The organism is Seonamhaeicola sp. ABD4_175 (assembly GCF_056160885.1).
In genome coordinates, this window is record NZ_JBSWYC010000007.1 from 1 (window position 1) to 15,525 (window position 15,525).

Sequence of the window (15,525 nt, forward strand, 5' to 3'; positions counted from 1 at the left end):
AGTTGAGTGATCAAGTTTTAACCGGCATTTTGTGAATCGGATTTTTTTAAAGAGTTCGAGTGAGCGTCGGCCGCTATTGAAAGCAACGGTTTCGGCTTTGAGTAGTTGCGTGGTTTAGCACTTAACTTTGCAAGTACACACCAAACTGAAAATCCGCGAGGATTTTCAGAAGTAGGCGAGAACAAGCAATTACTTATAGCCATTGTTGTAGGTAGTGCTTTAGAAGCTTTCATTTAATTCTCTAAACATTTGTATTGTATCAATATATCTTACGTTAAATTGATTACAAACTTCAGGTATTTTTATTCTGTTTTTTCTTTCTGGTTGACTTTTTTCATAAGTAACAATAGTCCAATTATTACTCATTGCGAAAGCAATAAGCCAAGGGTCAGCCAAGTCAGTTTCAAGAAACTCTTGAATCGCATTCGGTGTGAAATGATGAGACATAGAATTCGTCCAATTTACAATTGAAATATAATTTTGAAGAACAGTATCTGTATTGATAAAAAAATCGTCGGGTAAATTGGAATCACACCACATTTTAAGTTCATCTTCGTGAGAAGAATTGTCGTAAATTTCTTTTTTTACTTTATCAATACTTACTAGAGTTCCATTTTGAGATAACGAATTGACTTTTACCCAAAAGCTTTGAACAACATCAAGAGGATAAATTGAACGATGAGCTTGTATAAAGAAGTTCGAATCTACAATGTATTTACTCATACTTGATATAGATATTCGTTAATAAACTTCTCGTACGTGTTACCTTTTAGACTAGTTAATTTATAAGCATCTCTATATAAAAGATTGTTTTCGTTTACTGCATTATTAACATAACTAGCAAATCTTAAACTAATTCTCTTTTTAGCAGTTGCATAAAAATTACCACCAGAACTTTGATTTTCTTTTTTGTTTTTAAATTCAGCTATGTAATTGTTATAAAATTCAAAAAAAGAAGGTTTAGTAATTAAATTTAAATCTAACGCTCTTCTTGCAATTACAATTGGACTAACTTTAAAAACTCTACTTAAATATTTTATATCTTGACTGTTATTCCATTTTTCTCTAAAGAAAATTTCCGGCACTAAAAATTCTGCAGCAACTTTATCACATAATAATTCAGTTGGGTCATCAGCAGGAAGCATTTGTTTATTATCAAACCCAGCACTTTCTCCTAACCATATGTGAGCAACTTCGTGTATTAAAGTAAACATTTGAGCAGCTTTAGCATCTGCTGAATTTACAAATAGAAAAGGTGCTTTATTATTTACTAAAACAAAACCTCTGCATTCTTCGACTAAAATTTTTCTTCTAGTATTGTTTCCAACAATTCCATTAAAATTGATGATTATCCCAATTTCCTCAATTTGTAATGTCAAATAATCTAAAGCCTGTTCCCAAGTTCCAAGTTTACTAGCCCAATTAACAGGTAATTTTAAAGTATTTCTAATGTCATTTGCAATTTCTTTATAATCAGAGCTGTCATTGTATTTTCCGACAAAATCTAAATCAGGATAACCACTTTCTTTAAGATAGTTCGTCAACCAATTTTGTCTGTCTTTTATAATTTGGATAGTATGATAAACATTTAAAGAAACTTTATCTCTAGGTGCTGCTCCTGTTCTAAAAAAAGGTATTGGGATTTCCTCTTTAGGTGGTTCATTCATAAACATATATCCAAAAGGTACGTGGACTTTATGAGTAAAGTTTTCTAATTGCTTTAAAGTAGGTTTCTTATTTCCTTCTATCCAATCTAAAACATCAGGATTATCCGCATAAAATTCCTCCAGACTATTACCTGCTCGAGTAATTGCCCAGTTTATAATTTCAGAATTTATATTTTCAATCCTTGTTGCCATTAGGCAAATATAATTTAATATTTATAATTAGCTGTTTTTATCTTTAGTCGGTTGTTTCTCGCATTACCTACAACGGTTTGTATAAGATTAGTTGCGTAATTTAAGCACTAAAGTTAGCAAATAAATCACGGATAGAAAGTCTGCAAGGACTTTCGTAAATAAACTAAAACCAGCAATTAATTTTATACGGTGTTATGCCACGTTATTTTTTCGAAGTTGTTAATTCTATCAGATATTTTTCCGTGTATTTTTCGCCAAAATTGTCAATTGTAATTGCAATGGCGAAATGTAAAATAAGTGCCGAAAATATTCCGAATAGTACAGACTTTGGGCTTAAAAATGACATTGCCAGTATAAGTGCAATAATCAAAATTCCGTAAGTTAATTTGAGCCAAAAGAATGATTTCATTGCCCTTTCGCTAGCCATAGTCTCTGTTTTTACAAAATCCGATTTATTATTTTCATAAACCGAAATCTTGTCTTCAACTTTTTGCTGGTATTTTAGATATGTCGGAAACATTACAGCCATTTCTAAAATGCCAATTACAATCATAGTTGTAGCAAAACTCTTATGATTGGAAAAAAGTAAAAAAAGCAAACCAATTATTACCGAAACAACACCGATTATTCCTGCGAAAAGGTATAATGTTTTTTCGCTGTTCAAAAAATCGACAATTAATTCCTTAATTACAGGTTTACTTTTCAAAAACTATGTTTTTATTATTTGCTCTGATTTCAGTTTGTAGTCCAAATATAAAGTTTTGTTCATTTCGTACATATCAACAAATCCACCAACCTCAATCATTTCTAATAATGTAAGGTTGCATTTTTGAATTCGAGGAAATTTTTCGCCATTGTCGATGCAATCAATTTCATAATGACCTTTTGCGTGTAAAACTATACTTCCGTCTTGAATGTGTTGATAAATATAATTGAAGCTTAATGAAGCTTTTTTATCATCTATTAGCTTAACTGTCATTTCAAATGGTCGGTGCGAATGTCCCCATTCTTTATTAAGTTCATTAAAACTGCCTTCAAATGCTTCTATACCAACTAGGTTTCCACTAGGGCTCAGCCATTCAAAACCATCTTTATAAAGTAGTTCACTGACCAATGAAAAATCTGTATTCTTGCTTTCATACAATGAAAAAAAACGATGCATCATTGCCTTAATTCTATAAATTCTCTGTTGTTCTAAAGCTTCCATATATTTTTGTGTTTATTCATTTGCAAAGGAAACTTTTTTTTAAGATAACGGACTTGTCATTTGGCAATTAATGCTAAATGATTGAAATTGATTTTCGTATTCTACTCAAGGAAAATGGTGTTATTCCTAAAAATGAAGCAATATGATTTAATGGCACTCTTTGTAATATGGATGGATAGGTTTTTAAAAATTTTAAGTAAGAATCCTTTGCGTCAAGATTAAGTAAACTTCTTTGGAAATTAATTTTAGTTAATAATGTTTCATTCACTATTTTTTGAAATGAATTCTCCCATTCTGGTATTGTATTACAAAACAAATCCCAAGATGCTCTTGAAAACTGAACAACCGAACAATTTGTTTCTGCTTGTATGGAACCTGAACTAACAGAAAATTCAAAAAAGCTAGTTATGTTGCAAACAAAATCATTCTCTTTCATAAAGTAAGACGTTACTTCATTTCCTTTATTATCAATAAAACAAAAACGAAATACTCCGTTTATTAGAAATGCCATTTGGTCACATTTATCTCCACTTTCAAGGAAAAATTCTGAAGCTTTATAGTTTTTTACTTCGGTATGATTAACTATTAATTCAATACTTTCTTCAGATAACTTGATGTAATTATTCAGATGTTGGATTAGTTCATTTTTCATATTAATCAACGTATCTCTTTAATGTGGCATAACGGTTCGTATATGGAAAGTTGCGTGTTTGTGAGCGGCGATTTTCCGAAGGAAAATCGGAAGCAAGCAAACGAGCAATTTCCATTTGTTTAAGGTAAAACTAGCAATTTTTTATATACAATGTTAGTTTTAGTGCTTTTTTTTGATTGAAAATCAGTCGGTAACCAAATCTGCTCAATTTATTTTTTTTATCAGATTATGATTGGTTAATCCGCAAGGTTTTTTTAATCCACAAAAAGCTCAAAATCCGATATAGTTTTTGTTTATTCAGCAGAGTGGAAGTCCACTGTAAATTTTATTCATAATTTTAGGGTTTCCGCAACGTTTGTCAAAATCCGCACTGTTATTCACTCCAATTTTAGAGTTTTTAATTTGCAAAATTTTGAAACTCGGCAGCAATCTTTTTCGGAATTGTCTATCTTAAAATTCAATAAAAAAAATCGAATCTAAGCACCAGGCATTTTTCTAACCGCAAACTTGCTCCAGCATTGAAACTAACGGTCTCGGCTATGAGTAGTTGCGTGGTTTAGTACTTAACTTTGCAAGTACACACTAAGCTGAAAATCCGCGAGGATTTTCAGAAGTAGGCGAGAACAAGCAATTACTTATAGCCATTGTTGTGCAACGGTTTTATATTTTTTTCTTATTTGGATTCTTTCTGTTTGAAAATAAAGAAACAATCTCAATTGTATTTTTATTGATTCTGTAGTATAAATTGTTATGCTTTTCAACTACAGCTTTTCGGATATTCTTTTTTTCGATTGATTCGGGGAAAATTGCAGGCATTTTTGAAATCAGTTCGATTGTGTGATCTAATTTAGCAGCAAATTTTCTTAATTCTCTTTCAGTCCAATTATTTTCCAGATATTCAATAGTTTCTTTAAGTTCAGAAATTGCGTGGTCAGTCCACAGTATTTTATAACCACTTTTCATAAATTCCTTTCACGTTAGAGTGAGAAGTTAATTTTCCGTTGTCAGCATCTTGAATTCCTTTTTCAATAGATTCTTTTTCGGAAGCAGAAATTTCATTCCACCAATCGGTTTTTTCTTTATTTCTTAATTTCATTAGTTTGTCAATCAAAGACTTGTCGTTTAATGTTGACAACCATTGAATTAATTCGATTTTTTTATTTTCTAAACTTAAATCCATAATATCAAAGTTACAAATTTAATTTTATCATTCAATTTTTGCGTGATTTTTTTAACTGTTGCACAACGGTTAACGGCTAGAAATTCGTTGCGGAATAATCCGCAGGATTATTCCGCAACGAATTTAGTAAAAAGAAATGAATTTTCGGAAGAAAATTCAGTCGCAATGATTTTTAGCCAATGTTGTTTTTAGTAGCGGCCCACAAGAGTGAGCAGAGTCAGTTTGCGTGTCTGTTATTTTATCCGCAGCGTTTATTTAGTCGGTAATTTATTGGTCGGCTACATTTTTTATCCAAAGTGTTAATTTTAGCTTTCAGATTTAATTTTTTTTTTTTTTAACCGCAACAGTAGTTTTTCGCGCAAAGTTTTAAATTTTATAGAATCCGAGTGATTATCGGTTGCAGTTTTTTTTCAGCGTTTTGCTGAAAGTCGGTCGCAATTGAGTGATCAAATTTTAACCGGCATTTTGAGAATCGGATTTTTTTTAAAGAGTTCGAGTGAGCGTCGGCCGCTATTGAAAGCAACGGTCTCGGCTATGAGTAGTTACGTGGGTTAGCACGAAATTTCACAAGTATACACTAGACTGAAAATCCGCGAGGATTTTCAGAAGTAGGCAAGAACAAGCAATTACTTATAGCCATTGTTAGGAATAGTTTTTTAATTATTTCTTCTTATAACTAGATAAGGTATTCCACTAGCTGAGAACTCGCCATCAATCTCAGAACTTAATCTTATACCTAAAACAATTTCATCTTCTGGTAGATTATCAATAATATTATCTGTGGTTAAATTCTCTTTTAAATCAAAAGTATTATTTGTTCTTAGTATTGTGTTTGATATAGCAGTATTATCAGTAATGTTATAAAGCTCTAACAATGCATAATTACTATTGTTAGCAACATATGGGTCAGCCTCAAAATATATAGATCCTACATTTTCAAAATTATTTTTGTTAAATGTTATTCCCGAAACTATAACAGGGGTAGAACTAGAAGTATTGGCGGAGGAACCTATACCATCTGCAATTTTCAATCTGATTTCTTCATTTATAACACCATCGATTCCATTACAAACATATTTTGTTGTATGTATTTCACTTATGTCTAATAAATCATTATTATTTGAGTCAATTCCAGATTCAATTTTAATACCACCATTCTCACATGTAGTTCCTTCTGCTTCATCCGTTATATTAATAAGGCTTAAATCACCATTTAGTCCATTGCAAGTATACGTTGTATATTTAACTTCGTTATCATTTAATTCTCCATTATTATTTAAGTCTAGACCATATTCAATTTTTAAGCCACCATTTTCACAATTTAATCCCGCATTTTCATTAGTAATTCTTGTTAAGCTAGTATTTCCATCAATTCCATTGCATACATAAGCTGAAGACATAATTTCAGAATCTTCAAGTATTCCATTATTATTAGCATCTATACCTGAATTAATTTTTATACCGCCATTTTCACAATTTTCTCCTTTAGGCTCTGTTACTACTGTTGTAAGACTATTGTTTCCGTTATTCCCGTTGCAAACATATTTTGTGCTTTGAACTTCATTGTTTTCAAGAATTCCATTAGAGTTATTATCTAAACCAGCTTCAATTTTTAGACCACCATTTACACAATTACTACCACTAATTTCGTCAGAAATATTTATTAAACTATTTACTCCGTTGTTTCCCTGTATTCCTTGAGGTCCATCTTCCCCTTCACAGGCAATGAATAACATTATTGTAACTAAAAAAAATAGTTTTACTTTTTTCATATTTTGATTTTTTGTTTAATTATTCCTAACGGTCTCGTATAACCGTCAGTTACGGGTTAAAGTACGCAAATTTTTCGGTTTAGCACTGACGTTAGCAATTCCGAGTGGATTCGGACGTAGTCGAATCCGCCGTAATTGCGGTTATACATTGTTGTGCATAATATGAGAAAAACAATAATTTTGATATTTGGAGTTATAATTTTACAATCGAATTTATCTTGTAAATCTCAATATTCTGCAACCGAACTTAATAAAAACTTTACGTCAGAACAGATAACTGATTTGAACAAAATAAGGGAATTCTTCAAGTCGGAAATGTGTTTACATATGGATTCTGACTTTAAAACTTGTTTTGAACGAACACCTCACGAATATTTAGAAGCGACAGGAAATCCCTTTTGGATGAATATTGACTTTGAAAAACAAAAGGAATTATACAGTCAAATTTCGCAAACGACTTTTAATGAAATTTGGAATTTTGGAAAAGCTATATATCCTGACAGCGGACTAGAATTAAAAAGTATTGGAGCAGTTTATAATGGGAAATATCAAAAATTCTTAAATGATTTTGGAAATAAAAACAAATACATAAAGAAATATGCGGAACGAGTTTCTGGAGCAGGCGATTTTAATTCCTTGTATTTAACTTATAGACAAATTTTAAAATACAAGAAAGATTTGGATTTAAACGACCCAAACATTCAGTTAATAATATCAATACATTACTTATCGCTGAATGACCAAGAAAAAAGAAAAGAAAAATGGATAACTGAATAAAAATACTATGCACAACAATGTATAACCGCAATTACGGCGGATTCGACTACGTCAGAATCCACTCGGAATTGCTAATGTCAGTTCTAAACCGAAAAACTTCGTATATTTATCCGTAACTGACGGTTATACGAGACCGTTGGCAACTGGCTTTTATTCCGATTAACAGTTTCCACAGGTTTCATTTGGTTCAGCGTTCAGTAATTCCGTTCCGCATTTTTCACAGTTCCGTTTTTCATCAGTCCAATATCCAGTTCGAGTAAATAATTCAACCGATTCAGTCCATTTTTTATATTCCACGCTTTCAAAGTCAACATCTCCATTTGAGTCAGTTGGTGGTTCAGGTTGATTTCCATTTAAAAATCCGTCTATCCAATATTTTGAATAGTCCGACATTTGTTCAATTTCCGATACCGACACGAAAAAACTCCGTTCCTTTTTTGGACACCAAGCATAAATTCGTCCGCGAAAAGTATGTGGATTTCCAATCAGATAATGTTTTCCTTCACAACCTTTGTGATTAAATCACAAATTCTCATCAAATTCAATTTCGTTCGTCATTTTTTTCAGCTTGTTGCCAACGGTTAACGGCTAGAAATTCGTTGCGGAAAAATCCGCAGGATTATTCCGCCGTAGAACGAATTTAGTAAAAAGAAATGAATTTTCGGAAGAAAATTCAGTCGCAATGATTTTTAGCCAATGTTGTTTTTAGTAGCGGCCCACAAGAGTGAGCAGAGTCAGTTTGCGTGTCTGTTATTTTAACCGCAGCGTTTATTTAGTCGGCAATTTATTGGTCGGCTACATTTTTTATCCAAAGTGTTAATTTTTAGCTTTCAGATTTAATTTTTTTTTAAAATCCGCAACAGTAGTTTTTCGCGCAAAGTTTTAAGTTTTAAAGAATCCGAGTGATTATCGGTTGCAGTTTTTTTTCAGCGTTTTGCTGAAAGTCGGTCGCAGTTGAGTGATCAAGTTTTAACCGGCATTTTGTGAATCGGATTTTTTTAAAGAGTTCGAGTGAGCGTCGGCCGCTATTGAAAGCAACGGTCTCGGCTATGGTTTCGTTGCGTGAAAATCCGCGAGGATTTTCCGATTAAGAAACCAAGATAGTAAAAGTGCGAGGATTTTCGGTAGAAAATCCGTAGCAATGAACTATAGCCATTGTTGTGGGCAGTTTTTTTAATAATTATACATGTCTAATTCATCAAAGTCTTTTATTTCAGACAGTTTGATTAGATTTTCTATTTTAATTTTATTCCAAGTTTCCTTAAATGTTTCATCTCCACCTTCCGCATTTTTATTGGTATTCTCTTTTATTAATTTCTTTTTTGTCAAGAAGTTAATGCTTGTTTCTGTGTTTGTTACAGGACCACGATTACTACTTGAATCATATCCAATTAATTCAAAATTCGAGTTTTGATATCGGAAGGTATATTCCCAATATCCATATCTTCCGTGTCCGTAACGGATATAGAGTTTTTCGTTTTCAATTTTAATCCATAATTCTGGTGGAAAATAAACTCCACCATCTTCATTTTCTGACGAAAAGCAATTGTAGTTTTTATCGGCAAGTTCATAACCTTTCTTTTTTTTGAATAGAACAACAATTCCACGTCTATTTCTGTCAACTTTTTTGTCAAAACGATTAGTGACAATGTTAGCTGTATCAGTCTTTTTGATAATCAAAACACAGTCATTCAATCCATCTTTATTTAGGTCTCCAAAATATTTTTCAAATTCAGCATATCCTTTTGGAATGAAATCTGAAGGTACTTTATCCTGTGCTTTACAGCCTAAAATAGTCAGTAGTAAAAAGGGTAATATTAATAAAGTTTTCTTCATTCAGTATTTAGCTTCTGGTGGTTGGTGTAAATTGCCCACAACGGTCTCGTATAAGATTAGTTGCGTGGTTTAAGCAACTAATTTAGCAAATAAAAACCGAATAGAAAATCCGCGAGGATTTTCGTAAGTAGGCTATAACCAAGCAATTAATTTTATACATTGTTAGCCACTGGCATTATTTTCGTGCTAGAAATTCTTTAGCAGTCAAAACAGGAATTTTTGAGTTTTTAAAGTCCTTTTTATTCCGTGTGATTATTATATCTATTTGATTTTCGATAGCGGAATAATATTGTAATCCGTCTTCAAAATCTGGAAAATCATCATCACTTAAGGCTAATTCCGTAACCTTATCATCTAAACTTAATAACTCAACGAGCACTTTAAATTTCCTCAATATTTCCCTTGCTTCTTTTGCTGTTTTGAGTTTTGAAAGAATGTAATTTGTGTTTGCAAAAGTTAAGGATGAAATAGTTAGTTCCAATTCTTTTTTGTCTGCACGAGAAAATAAATCGGCAGCCTCATCATAGAATTTATCTCTTTTTGAAAGTAAATCTATTACGATGTTTGTGTCAATTAATAATCTGCTCATTTGTATTTCTGAATTAGATAATCAGTATAAGCATCTTTTACATCAAAATCTTCATCAAGTGTAATTACTCCACTTAAACTTTCAACAAGAGGTGTGATTTCCGTTGAATTTCTTTTGCGTTTAGTGAGCGTTGTCAAATAAGATTCGATAAGTTTAGATAAGCTAATGTTATTCGATTTGGCATAATTTTTTGCACTTTCGATAATCGCTTTGTCTAAACTCAATGTCAATTTTTTGTCCATAGCATTTATTTTTACGTACAAATTTAATAAATTATTACGTAATTTTGGTTTTGTCACGGATTTTTTTGCTTGTGGCTAACGGTTTTGGCTATGATACGTTGCGGAAAAATCCGGAGGATTCTTTCCGCCATAGCCGAAAGATAGTAAAGTTGCAATGAAATTCCGATAGGAATTTCAGCCGCAATGGATTATAGCCGTTGTTGTGTACAGTATTTTTTATTTTTTGTATTTAAAATATTCTGTTTCTTTTCCGTCTACTATCAGAATCAGTTTGTTAGAATTCAAGTATTTCAATTCCGAAATCCAATTTTCGTGAGGATAAGTGAATTTAATTTTAAATCCTTCGTCATATTTAATTATTTCCACAAATGGTTGGACATCGAGTTCAATTAATTCATCTCCATTTTCGGCAATCTCTATTTCCGATAAATGACCTTTTCCATTTTCAAACCAATATTCATAAACATTATTAGATTTGTTATTCTTTTCTTTCCACTTTCCACTCAAAAATTTTTCCACTTCTTTTTCAGATTCGCAACATTTTAAATGCTGTCCGAATGAAATAAATGGTAAAATAGTCAATATTAAAATCAGTATATTTTTCATTTCGAGCGTTTTGTGGATATTGTACACAACGGTCTCGTATAACCGTCAGTTACGGGTTTAAAGTTAATGATTTTCGGTTTAGCACTGTCGTTAGCAATTCCGAGTGGATTCGGACGTAGTCGAATCCGCCGTAATTGCGGTTATACATTGTTGTAAAACGTTATTGTGGGGAAGCACAAGTACCATTTTTTTTATGCCAACTTTTACTGTGTCCACAGGATTTAGGTTTCTGATAACGATAACTTTTTTTATTCTTACTCTTTTTTGTATTTGATTTATTGTTTGTTAAATGATATTTCCTTGCATTCTGTTCAGCTCTTGCTTTAGCCAACTCTCTGCGTCTTGCTAATTCTTGCTCTCTTTTTCGTTCTTGATTCCATCTATTGTTTCGCTCAGTTTTCGCTTCCGAGGTTATTTTTCTACCATAAGACTTTACTTGTTTTTTTGATAATTTTCTTGCTTTATCTAACTCTTGCGATATTATTTTTTTCATTGTTTTATCGCTATATCCATTTTCTCGTTGAATTTTTTTTGCACAATTTTCGTTATATGCAAAATGACCATCCGATTTTTGATATATAATTTTACATTGAGCAAAAGATATATTTAGATAAAAAAGAAACAATAAAAATACAATCAATTTTTTCATAATCTTGGTTTTAATGTTTTACAACGGTTCGTATATGGAAAGTTGCGTGTTTGTGAGCGGCGATTTTCCGAAGGAAAATCGGAAGCAAGCAAACACGCAATTTCCATTTGTTTTAGGTAAAACTAGCAATTTTTTATATACAATGTTGGTTTTAGTGCTTTTTTTTGATTGAAAATCAGTCGGCAATCAAATCGGCACAATATATTTTTTTATCAGATTTTGATGTGTTAATCCGCAAGGTTTTTCCAATCCGCAAAAAGCTCAAAATCCGATTGAATTTTTGTTTATTCAGCAGAGTGGAAGTCCACAATAAATTTTATTCATAATTTTAGGGTTTCCGCAACGTTTGTTAAAATCCGCACAGTTATTCACTCCAATTTTAGAGTTTTTTAATCTGCAAAATTTTGAAACTCGGCAGCAATCTTTTTCGGAATTATCTATCTTAAAATTCAAAAAAAAAAATTCGAATCTAAGCACCAGGCATTTTTCTAACCGCAAACTTGCTTCAGCATTGAAACCAACGGTTAGTATAAGAGCAGTAGCGGATTAAATCCACTAGTCTTTCTGACAACAATATACTTAATTAAAAGCAATAGTGGTTCGAGCTTACACCCAAACCGCTATTGCTTTTATACATTGTTATGCCTTGTTACTTTTCAGACGCAATTTTTAAAAGTTCCATTCCTCTCGCATTCATTTTCGCCATATCCTTTTTTGCTCCAAAGAGCCACATAAAGAATGAATCTGTTAATCCTGATTTGACATTAAAATCTTGAGTTACTTTTACACCATTTCCTGTTTTGGTGAAAGTATACTCAAAGGTCGGATTTGCTTTAAATGGTTTTTGAATGTCGCATTTCATTTTTATGAATTCCAAAGGTTTTATTTCCTTTATTTCTTGATACCCCAAGTCTTTACCTTTATTCCCGTTCCAATGAAATTGAGCACCTATTTGTCCATCTGTTCCTTTAATTTCAGTTTTTTGACCTGGGTCAGCTTCATAAAATGGCGACCATTTCGTGAAGTTTTTTAGATAAAGGACATTGTCAAAAGTGGTCTGTATATCTGATTGGATATTCACGGTTTTTTGAATGTGTATGTATTGTAATTTGCTTGCATTGTAAAATCCAATTCCTAAAAACAGGACTAATGCTACTACGATTATTATTAAAATCATTTTTTTCATTTTTTAGAGTTTATATTAATTTTCCATTGGGATTATACTTCTTATTTCTACGGTACCGCCCATTTTTAGGATAGGACAATCTTTTGCCATAGTTGTAGCTTCTTCTATTGAGTTTGCTTTTACAACCATATTACCACCAAGTGTTTTGTTTTCTGAAATTAAAATACCTTTAGAGATAGATGAATCTGTTGCAATTTGCACTCCTTCAAATCCAAGTTGATGTGTACTAATTAGTTTTTCTTGAATGGCAATATTGCCAATAAAGCTTCCCCATTGCTCTTGCATTTGTGCTTGTTCTTGTGTCGTTGGTTGGTATTCAAAGTTTGGTGTAAATCTAAATACCATCATAAAATTTTGTACTGCTTTCATTTCTTTTAATTTTTAATGTTAAATGTTAAACGATACATCAAAAGTAAAAGAGGGAAAGAACAAAAATCTTTGCCTATGACAAGAAATGATAATTAGGCTTTTTTAATCCAAGATAATTTTCGGAAAACCAATAAGTGGAGAAAAATAATAGTTGGTGGTGCAAAAGCAGGAATAAAGCAAAATGGAAATTCTGCCAAAAACTCTATGCCCTGAATACCGTTGTCGATACTGATTTTAGTGAATATAATAGCCATAGCTGAAGTGATTAAAATATCGACAAGCCCAAAAGTATTCCAAATATAAGTGAGTTTTCTTGCGTAGTTTTTTTTGTTTCGGATGGCTTTTGCAACAAAAATACTTGATATGGCAGTCAATAAATCCCCAACACCTGCGAAAAGAGCAAAAACTGGTGGTAATAAGTCATAAAGAAACAGAATGATAAATGTGCTACCTATAAGTCGAAATATATGAATCTTAACTAAGTCTTCTAGATTTAAAAAAGCATTCGCCTTTTTACAAATTTTGGTACTATATATTATCGTAACAAATATCGCCAAAGGTAGTGTAGTTGTCAGAACAATTTTGGGCGGTAACATAACATCATCGAAAAAGCCATTAAAACTTGCTATCGCTACTATAATTAAATAAGGAACGTAAAAACCGAGAACCCACCAAAATCCGTTTTTCACTTTTCCTTTTTTTGTCAAACGGGCTACCATTGTTAATGGAAACATAAACGCAATTAGAAAAAGGATAGAGATTAATATTGGTATTTGATTTGAAAACATAGGTTGATATTATAGAGTGATTTCTTTTCTAATTCTGCTTAGGGATGTGTCAGTAATTCCCAAATAGGTAGCAATATGTTTTAAAGGAACATTTTGAACTATTGAAGGTTTCTCTTTAATTAAATTCAAATATCGGTCTTTTGCTTGGTCGGCTATTACAGAAATAGAGTGATTTTTTAATTCAAAGTAGTTGTTCACAAGCCTTGTTCTGCCTACTTCTCTAAAAGCTTCAATGTTAAACAACTTCATAAAATTGGTAAAGCTAATTTTCCAACATTTTCCTTTTGTTAATGCTTGAATAGATTCTTTACAAGGTTTTTTTAAAAAATATGAGTGCCAATCTATCACAATATCGTTTTCCGAAAAGAATTTAGTCGTAATGTCATTTCCTTCTGTATCAATGCTATATGAACGTAAAAAGCCATTCTCTAAAAAGTAATAGTAACTCGCTACTTTTCCTTTTTCGATTAAATATTCATTCTTGCTAAACTCAACTTCTTCAAATTGCGTTAAAATCAACTCTAATTCCTCGGCATTAAAGTTTTCTGTTTTAAAAATGTTATTTAAAAAATGACTTGTTTTCATTGTTGGCTTTACGTTTTGTTTTAATAAGGCATAACGTTGTTGTATATGGTTTGTTGCGTGGTTTAAGCACCTAATTTAGCAAATAAAAACCGAATAGAAAATCCGCGAGGATTTTCGTAAGTAGGCTAGAACTAGCAATAAATTATATACGGTGTTGGCAACTGGCTTTTTATCCAAATAGACTTGGTTTTTCCTCGTCATTATTCTCTATATCTAAATACCTTATTAATGGTCTTTTTTCTTTAAATGTACCGTCTTTTGCTAATCTGTCAATATAACCTTTAATAGTACAATTTGAAAATAAAGTTTGTTTTTCACTTTTTATATGTCCTTCGTAAGGTATACAAGTAAGAATATGATTTTCGTATTCAAATCCGAGAGTATTCGTTTTTTCGTTTCCTCTTGTTAAATGACCTTCCAATTCCACGTACATACCGTGTTTTAATTCAGGGAACAAAATATCTTCCTCTTCTTTTTCTTCAAAAAACAAAGATTTCTGTCCGTAACTTATTTTAGCTGGTTTTCCAGTATCATCTTTATCACCTTTATTTTCTTCGCTGAAATCAATTTTTAATTCTCTTTCTTCTTCTATTTGTTTTGTTAATTTATCAAGTAATCTGTCAGGAACTTAAGTGTATAATTCCAAATATTCTAATGGAACGTAAAGTAATTCTCCGTTTTCATTTGGAATTCCTACCATTTGAATACCTTCTTCAAGTTTAATTTTTGAATCTGGAAATTGCTTAACCTTTTTCTTTTTAATGTGTTTTACAATTTCAATTGTCCATTTAATTCCTTTAACTATTTTTTTCGCAATGTCTTTTGAAGTTACATCTTTAAAATCATTTTTTGCTATAGTATTTAGAGCTGTAGCTCCATAAGCTGTTGCAAGTCCTCCAAGTGCAGTTAAAATATAAACAGTCAAGTCAGGTGGGAGCAAAGCCATCCAGCTTCCTTTGTCAACACGTATTGGAATTTCAATATCTAATTTGGCTGAATCTTTATGTTCTTGCAAAAGGAAAAATCTTATTACTTCATCAATTCCAAGGATTATTTCAGCTGATTTCCGAGCGTCTAAATACCCATCTTTGACAAGTTTTCCTTCGTATTTAATATAGGCTAAATATTCACTCATAGGGCACATTCAAGGTTCTAACGCAACAAAGTGTGTTTATTTATTAATGATACTAAGCTACATTTTTTAATTCAAATTCCAAGACTTCTTTAG

21 protein-coding genes are annotated in these 15,525 nt (G+C 31.6%); 1 reads left to right on the forward strand and 20 read right to left on the reverse strand.

The window, feature by feature from the left end; all coding sequences use genetic code 11:
* Positions 1-219: 219 nt before the first annotated feature.
* The 8 genes from ACXAG4_RS15265 to ACXAG4_RS15300 all read right to left on the reverse strand — a co-directional run bounded on the left by ACXAG4_RS15265 (position 220) and on the right by ACXAG4_RS15300 (position 6,670).
* Positions 220-723, reverse strand: coding sequence for a DUF4411 family protein (locus ACXAG4_RS15265; RefSeq protein ID WP_475296959.1), 504 nt, complete (start codon positions 721-723; stop codon positions 220-222).
* Complete coding sequence (locus ACXAG4_RS15270; protein ID WP_475296960.1) at positions 720-1,859, reverse strand: ImmA/IrrE family metallo-endopeptidase; 1,140 nt, start codon at positions 1,857-1,859, stop codon at positions 720-722. The genes ACXAG4_RS15265 and ACXAG4_RS15270 overlap by 4 nt, the downstream gene beginning before the upstream one ends.
* A gap of 202 nt (positions 1,860-2,061) precedes the next feature.
* Positions 2,062-2,565 carry a hypothetical protein gene (locus ACXAG4_RS15275; protein WP_475296961.1) on the reverse strand — a complete coding sequence of 168 codons (504 nt, stop codon included), beginning with the start codon at positions 2,563-2,565 and terminating at the stop codon, positions 2,062-2,064.
* 3 nt (positions 2,566-2,568) lie between these two features.
* Positions 2,569-3,066, reverse strand: coding sequence for a hypothetical protein (locus ACXAG4_RS15280; RefSeq protein ID WP_475296962.1), 498 nt, complete (start codon positions 3,064-3,066; stop codon positions 2,569-2,571).
* A gap of 73 nt (positions 3,067-3,139) precedes the next feature.
* Positions 3,140-3,718 (reverse strand): Crp/Fnr family transcriptional regulator, encoded by a 579-nt coding sequence (locus tag ACXAG4_RS15285; RefSeq protein ID WP_475296963.1) that lies wholly within the window; start codon positions 3,716-3,718, stop codon positions 3,140-3,142.
* 660 nt (positions 3,719-4,378) lie between these two features.
* Positions 4,379-4,681 (reverse strand): type II toxin-antitoxin system RelE/ParE family toxin, encoded by a 303-nt coding sequence (locus ACXAG4_RS15290; RefSeq protein WP_475296964.1) that lies wholly within the window; start codon positions 4,679-4,681, stop codon positions 4,379-4,381.
* On the reverse strand, positions 4,665-4,814 hold the full coding sequence (locus tag ACXAG4_RS15295; RefSeq protein WP_475296965.1) for a hypothetical protein: 150 nt from the start codon (positions 4,812-4,814) through the stop codon (positions 4,665-4,667). Before ACXAG4_RS15295 ends, ACXAG4_RS15290 begins: the two co-directional genes overlap by 17 nt.
* 740 nt (positions 4,815-5,554) lie before the next feature.
* Entirely contained in the window at positions 5,555-6,670 is a 1,116-nt protein-coding gene (locus ACXAG4_RS15300; protein WP_475296966.1) for a DUF7151 family protein, read from the reverse strand.
* A 162-nt stretch (positions 6,671-6,832) separates the two neighbouring features.
* Here ACXAG4_RS15300 and ACXAG4_RS15305 point away from each other — a divergent pair, with 162 nt between their 5' ends.
* Entirely contained in the window at positions 6,833-7,447 is a 615-nt protein-coding gene (locus ACXAG4_RS15305) for a hypothetical protein (RefSeq protein WP_475296967.1), read from the forward strand.
* Positions 7,448-7,606: 159 nt separating this feature from the next.
* Here the strand turns inward: ACXAG4_RS15305 and ACXAG4_RS15310 are convergent, their stop codons facing one another.
* The 12 genes from ACXAG4_RS15310 to ACXAG4_RS15365 form a co-directional block, all read right to left on the reverse strand.
* Positions 7,607-7,840 carry a hypothetical protein gene (locus ACXAG4_RS15310; RefSeq protein WP_475296968.1) on the reverse strand — a complete coding sequence of 78 codons (234 nt, stop codon included), beginning with the start codon at positions 7,838-7,840 and terminating at the stop codon, positions 7,607-7,609.
* 780 nt (positions 7,841-8,620) lie between these two features.
* Positions 8,621-9,283: a hypothetical protein gene (locus ACXAG4_RS15315; RefSeq protein ID WP_475296969.1), complete on the reverse strand. Its 663-nt coding sequence runs from the start codon at positions 9,281-9,283 to the stop codon at positions 8,621-8,623.
* Positions 9,284-9,458: 175 nt separating this feature from the next.
* Positions 9,459-9,872 (reverse strand): type II toxin-antitoxin system VapC family toxin, encoded by a 414-nt coding sequence (locus ACXAG4_RS15320; RefSeq protein WP_475296970.1) that lies wholly within the window; start codon positions 9,870-9,872, stop codon positions 9,459-9,461.
* Positions 9,869-10,114 carry a DUF6364 family protein gene (locus tag ACXAG4_RS15325; RefSeq protein ID WP_475296971.1) on the reverse strand — a complete coding sequence of 82 codons (246 nt, stop codon included), beginning with the start codon at positions 10,112-10,114 and terminating at the stop codon, positions 9,869-9,871. Before ACXAG4_RS15325 ends, ACXAG4_RS15320 begins: the two co-directional genes overlap by 4 nt.
* A gap of 216 nt (positions 10,115-10,330) precedes the next feature.
* A complete protein-coding gene (locus ACXAG4_RS15330) occupies positions 10,331-10,720 on the reverse strand; it encodes a hypothetical protein (RefSeq protein WP_475296972.1) in 390 nt (129 codons plus the stop codon).
* 160 nt (positions 10,721-10,880) lie between these two features.
* Entirely contained in the window at positions 10,881-11,369 is a 489-nt protein-coding gene (locus ACXAG4_RS15335; protein WP_475296973.1) for a hypothetical protein, read from the reverse strand.
* Positions 11,370-12,018: 649 nt separating this feature from the next.
* Positions 12,019-12,555 (reverse strand): SRPBCC family protein, encoded by a 537-nt coding sequence (locus ACXAG4_RS15340; RefSeq protein WP_475296974.1) that lies wholly within the window; start codon positions 12,553-12,555, stop codon positions 12,019-12,021.
* 15 nt (positions 12,556-12,570) lie between these two features.
* Positions 12,571-12,924 carry a YciI family protein gene (locus ACXAG4_RS15345; RefSeq protein WP_475296975.1) on the reverse strand — a complete coding sequence of 118 codons (354 nt, stop codon included), beginning with the start codon at positions 12,922-12,924 and terminating at the stop codon, positions 12,571-12,573.
* A 92-nt stretch (positions 12,925-13,016) separates the two neighbouring features.
* A complete protein-coding gene (locus tag ACXAG4_RS15350) occupies positions 13,017-13,658 on the reverse strand; it encodes a hypothetical protein (protein ID WP_475296976.1) in 642 nt (213 codons plus the stop codon).
* A gap of 63 nt (positions 13,659-13,721) precedes the next feature.
* Complete coding sequence (locus ACXAG4_RS15355) at positions 13,722-14,297, reverse strand: Crp/Fnr family transcriptional regulator (protein WP_475296977.1); 576 nt, start codon at positions 14,295-14,297, stop codon at positions 13,722-13,724.
* Positions 14,298-14,466: 169 nt separating this feature from the next.
* Positions 14,467-14,730: a hypothetical protein gene (locus ACXAG4_RS15360; protein ID WP_475296978.1), complete on the reverse strand. Its 264-nt coding sequence runs from the start codon at positions 14,728-14,730 to the stop codon at positions 14,467-14,469.
* A gap of 195 nt (positions 14,731-14,925) precedes the next feature.
* Entirely contained in the window at positions 14,926-15,432 is a 507-nt protein-coding gene (locus tag ACXAG4_RS15365) for a hypothetical protein (protein WP_475296979.1), read from the reverse strand.
* Positions 15,433-15,525: the final 93 nt, after the last annotated feature.

What these genes read in the sequence shown, in the direction of transcription:
- ACXAG4_RS15335 (WP_475296973.1), bottom strand. Translation starts at nt 11,369, where the DNA reads ATGAAAAAATTGATTGTATTTTTATTGTTTCTTTTTTATCTAAATATA.
- ACXAG4_RS15365 (WP_475296979.1), bottom strand. Translation starts at nt 15,432, where the DNA reads ATGAGTGAATATTTAGCCTATATTAAATACGAAGGAAAACTTGTCAAA.
- ACXAG4_RS15290 (WP_475296964.1), bottom strand. Translation starts at nt 4,681, where the DNA reads ATGAAAAGTGGTTATAAAATACTGTGGACTGACCACGCAATTTCTGAA.
- ACXAG4_RS15295 (WP_475296965.1), bottom strand. Translation starts at nt 4,814, where the DNA reads ATGAAATTAAGAAATAAAGAAAAAACCGATTGGTGGAATGAAATTTCT.
- ACXAG4_RS15320 (WP_475296970.1), bottom strand. Translation starts at nt 9,872, where the DNA reads ATGAGCAGATTATTAATTGACACAAACATCGTAATAGATTTACTTTCA.
- ACXAG4_RS15315 (WP_475296969.1), bottom strand. Translation starts at nt 9,283, where the DNA reads ATGAAGAAAACTTTATTAATATTACCCTTTTTACTACTGACTATTTTA.
- ACXAG4_RS15325 (WP_475296971.1), bottom strand. Translation starts at nt 10,114, where the DNA reads ATGGACAAAAAATTGACATTGAGTTTAGACAAAGCGATTATCGAAAGT.
- ACXAG4_RS15360 (WP_475296978.1), bottom strand. Translation starts at nt 14,730, where the DNA reads ATGTACGTGGAATTGGAAGGTCATTTAACAAGAGGAAACGAAAAAACG.
- ACXAG4_RS15355 (WP_475296977.1), bottom strand. Translation starts at nt 14,297, where the DNA reads ATGAAAACAAGTCATTTTTTAAATAACATTTTTAAAACAGAAAACTTT.
- ACXAG4_RS15310 (WP_475296968.1), bottom strand. Translation starts at nt 7,840, where the DNA reads ATGTCGGACTATTCAAAATATTGGATAGACGGATTTTTAAATGGAAAT.
- ACXAG4_RS15350 (WP_475296976.1), bottom strand. Translation starts at nt 13,658, where the DNA reads ATGTTTCCATTAACAATGGTAGCCCGTTTGACAAAAAAAGGAAAAGTG.
- ACXAG4_RS15300 (WP_475296966.1), bottom strand. Translation starts at nt 6,670, where the DNA reads ATGAAAAAAGTAAAACTATTTTTTTTAGTTACAATAATGTTATTCATT.
- ACXAG4_RS15280 (WP_475296962.1), bottom strand. Translation starts at nt 3,066, where the DNA reads ATGGAAGCTTTAGAACAACAGAGAATTTATAGAATTAAGGCAATGATG.
- ACXAG4_RS15345 (WP_475296975.1), bottom strand. Translation starts at nt 12,924, where the DNA reads ATGAAAGCAGTACAAAATTTTATGATGGTATTTAGATTTACACCAAAC.
- ACXAG4_RS15270 (WP_475296960.1), bottom strand. Translation starts at nt 1,859, where the DNA reads ATGGCAACAAGGATTGAAAATATAAATTCTGAAATTATAAACTGGGCA.
- ACXAG4_RS15285 (WP_475296963.1), bottom strand. Translation starts at nt 3,718, where the DNA reads ATGAAAAATGAACTAATCCAACATCTGAATAATTACATCAAGTTATCT.
- ACXAG4_RS15265 (WP_475296959.1), bottom strand. Translation starts at nt 723, where the DNA reads ATGAGTAAATACATTGTAGATTCGAACTTCTTTATACAAGCTCATCGT.
- ACXAG4_RS15330 (WP_475296972.1), bottom strand. Translation starts at nt 10,720, where the DNA reads ATGAAAAATATACTGATTTTAATATTGACTATTTTACCATTTATTTCA.
- ACXAG4_RS15340 (WP_475296974.1), bottom strand. Translation starts at nt 12,555, where the DNA reads ATGAAAAAAATGATTTTAATAATAATCGTAGTAGCATTAGTCCTGTTT.
- ACXAG4_RS15305 (WP_475296967.1), top strand. Translation starts at nt 6,833, where the DNA reads ATGAGAAAAACAATAATTTTGATATTTGGAGTTATAATTTTACAATCG.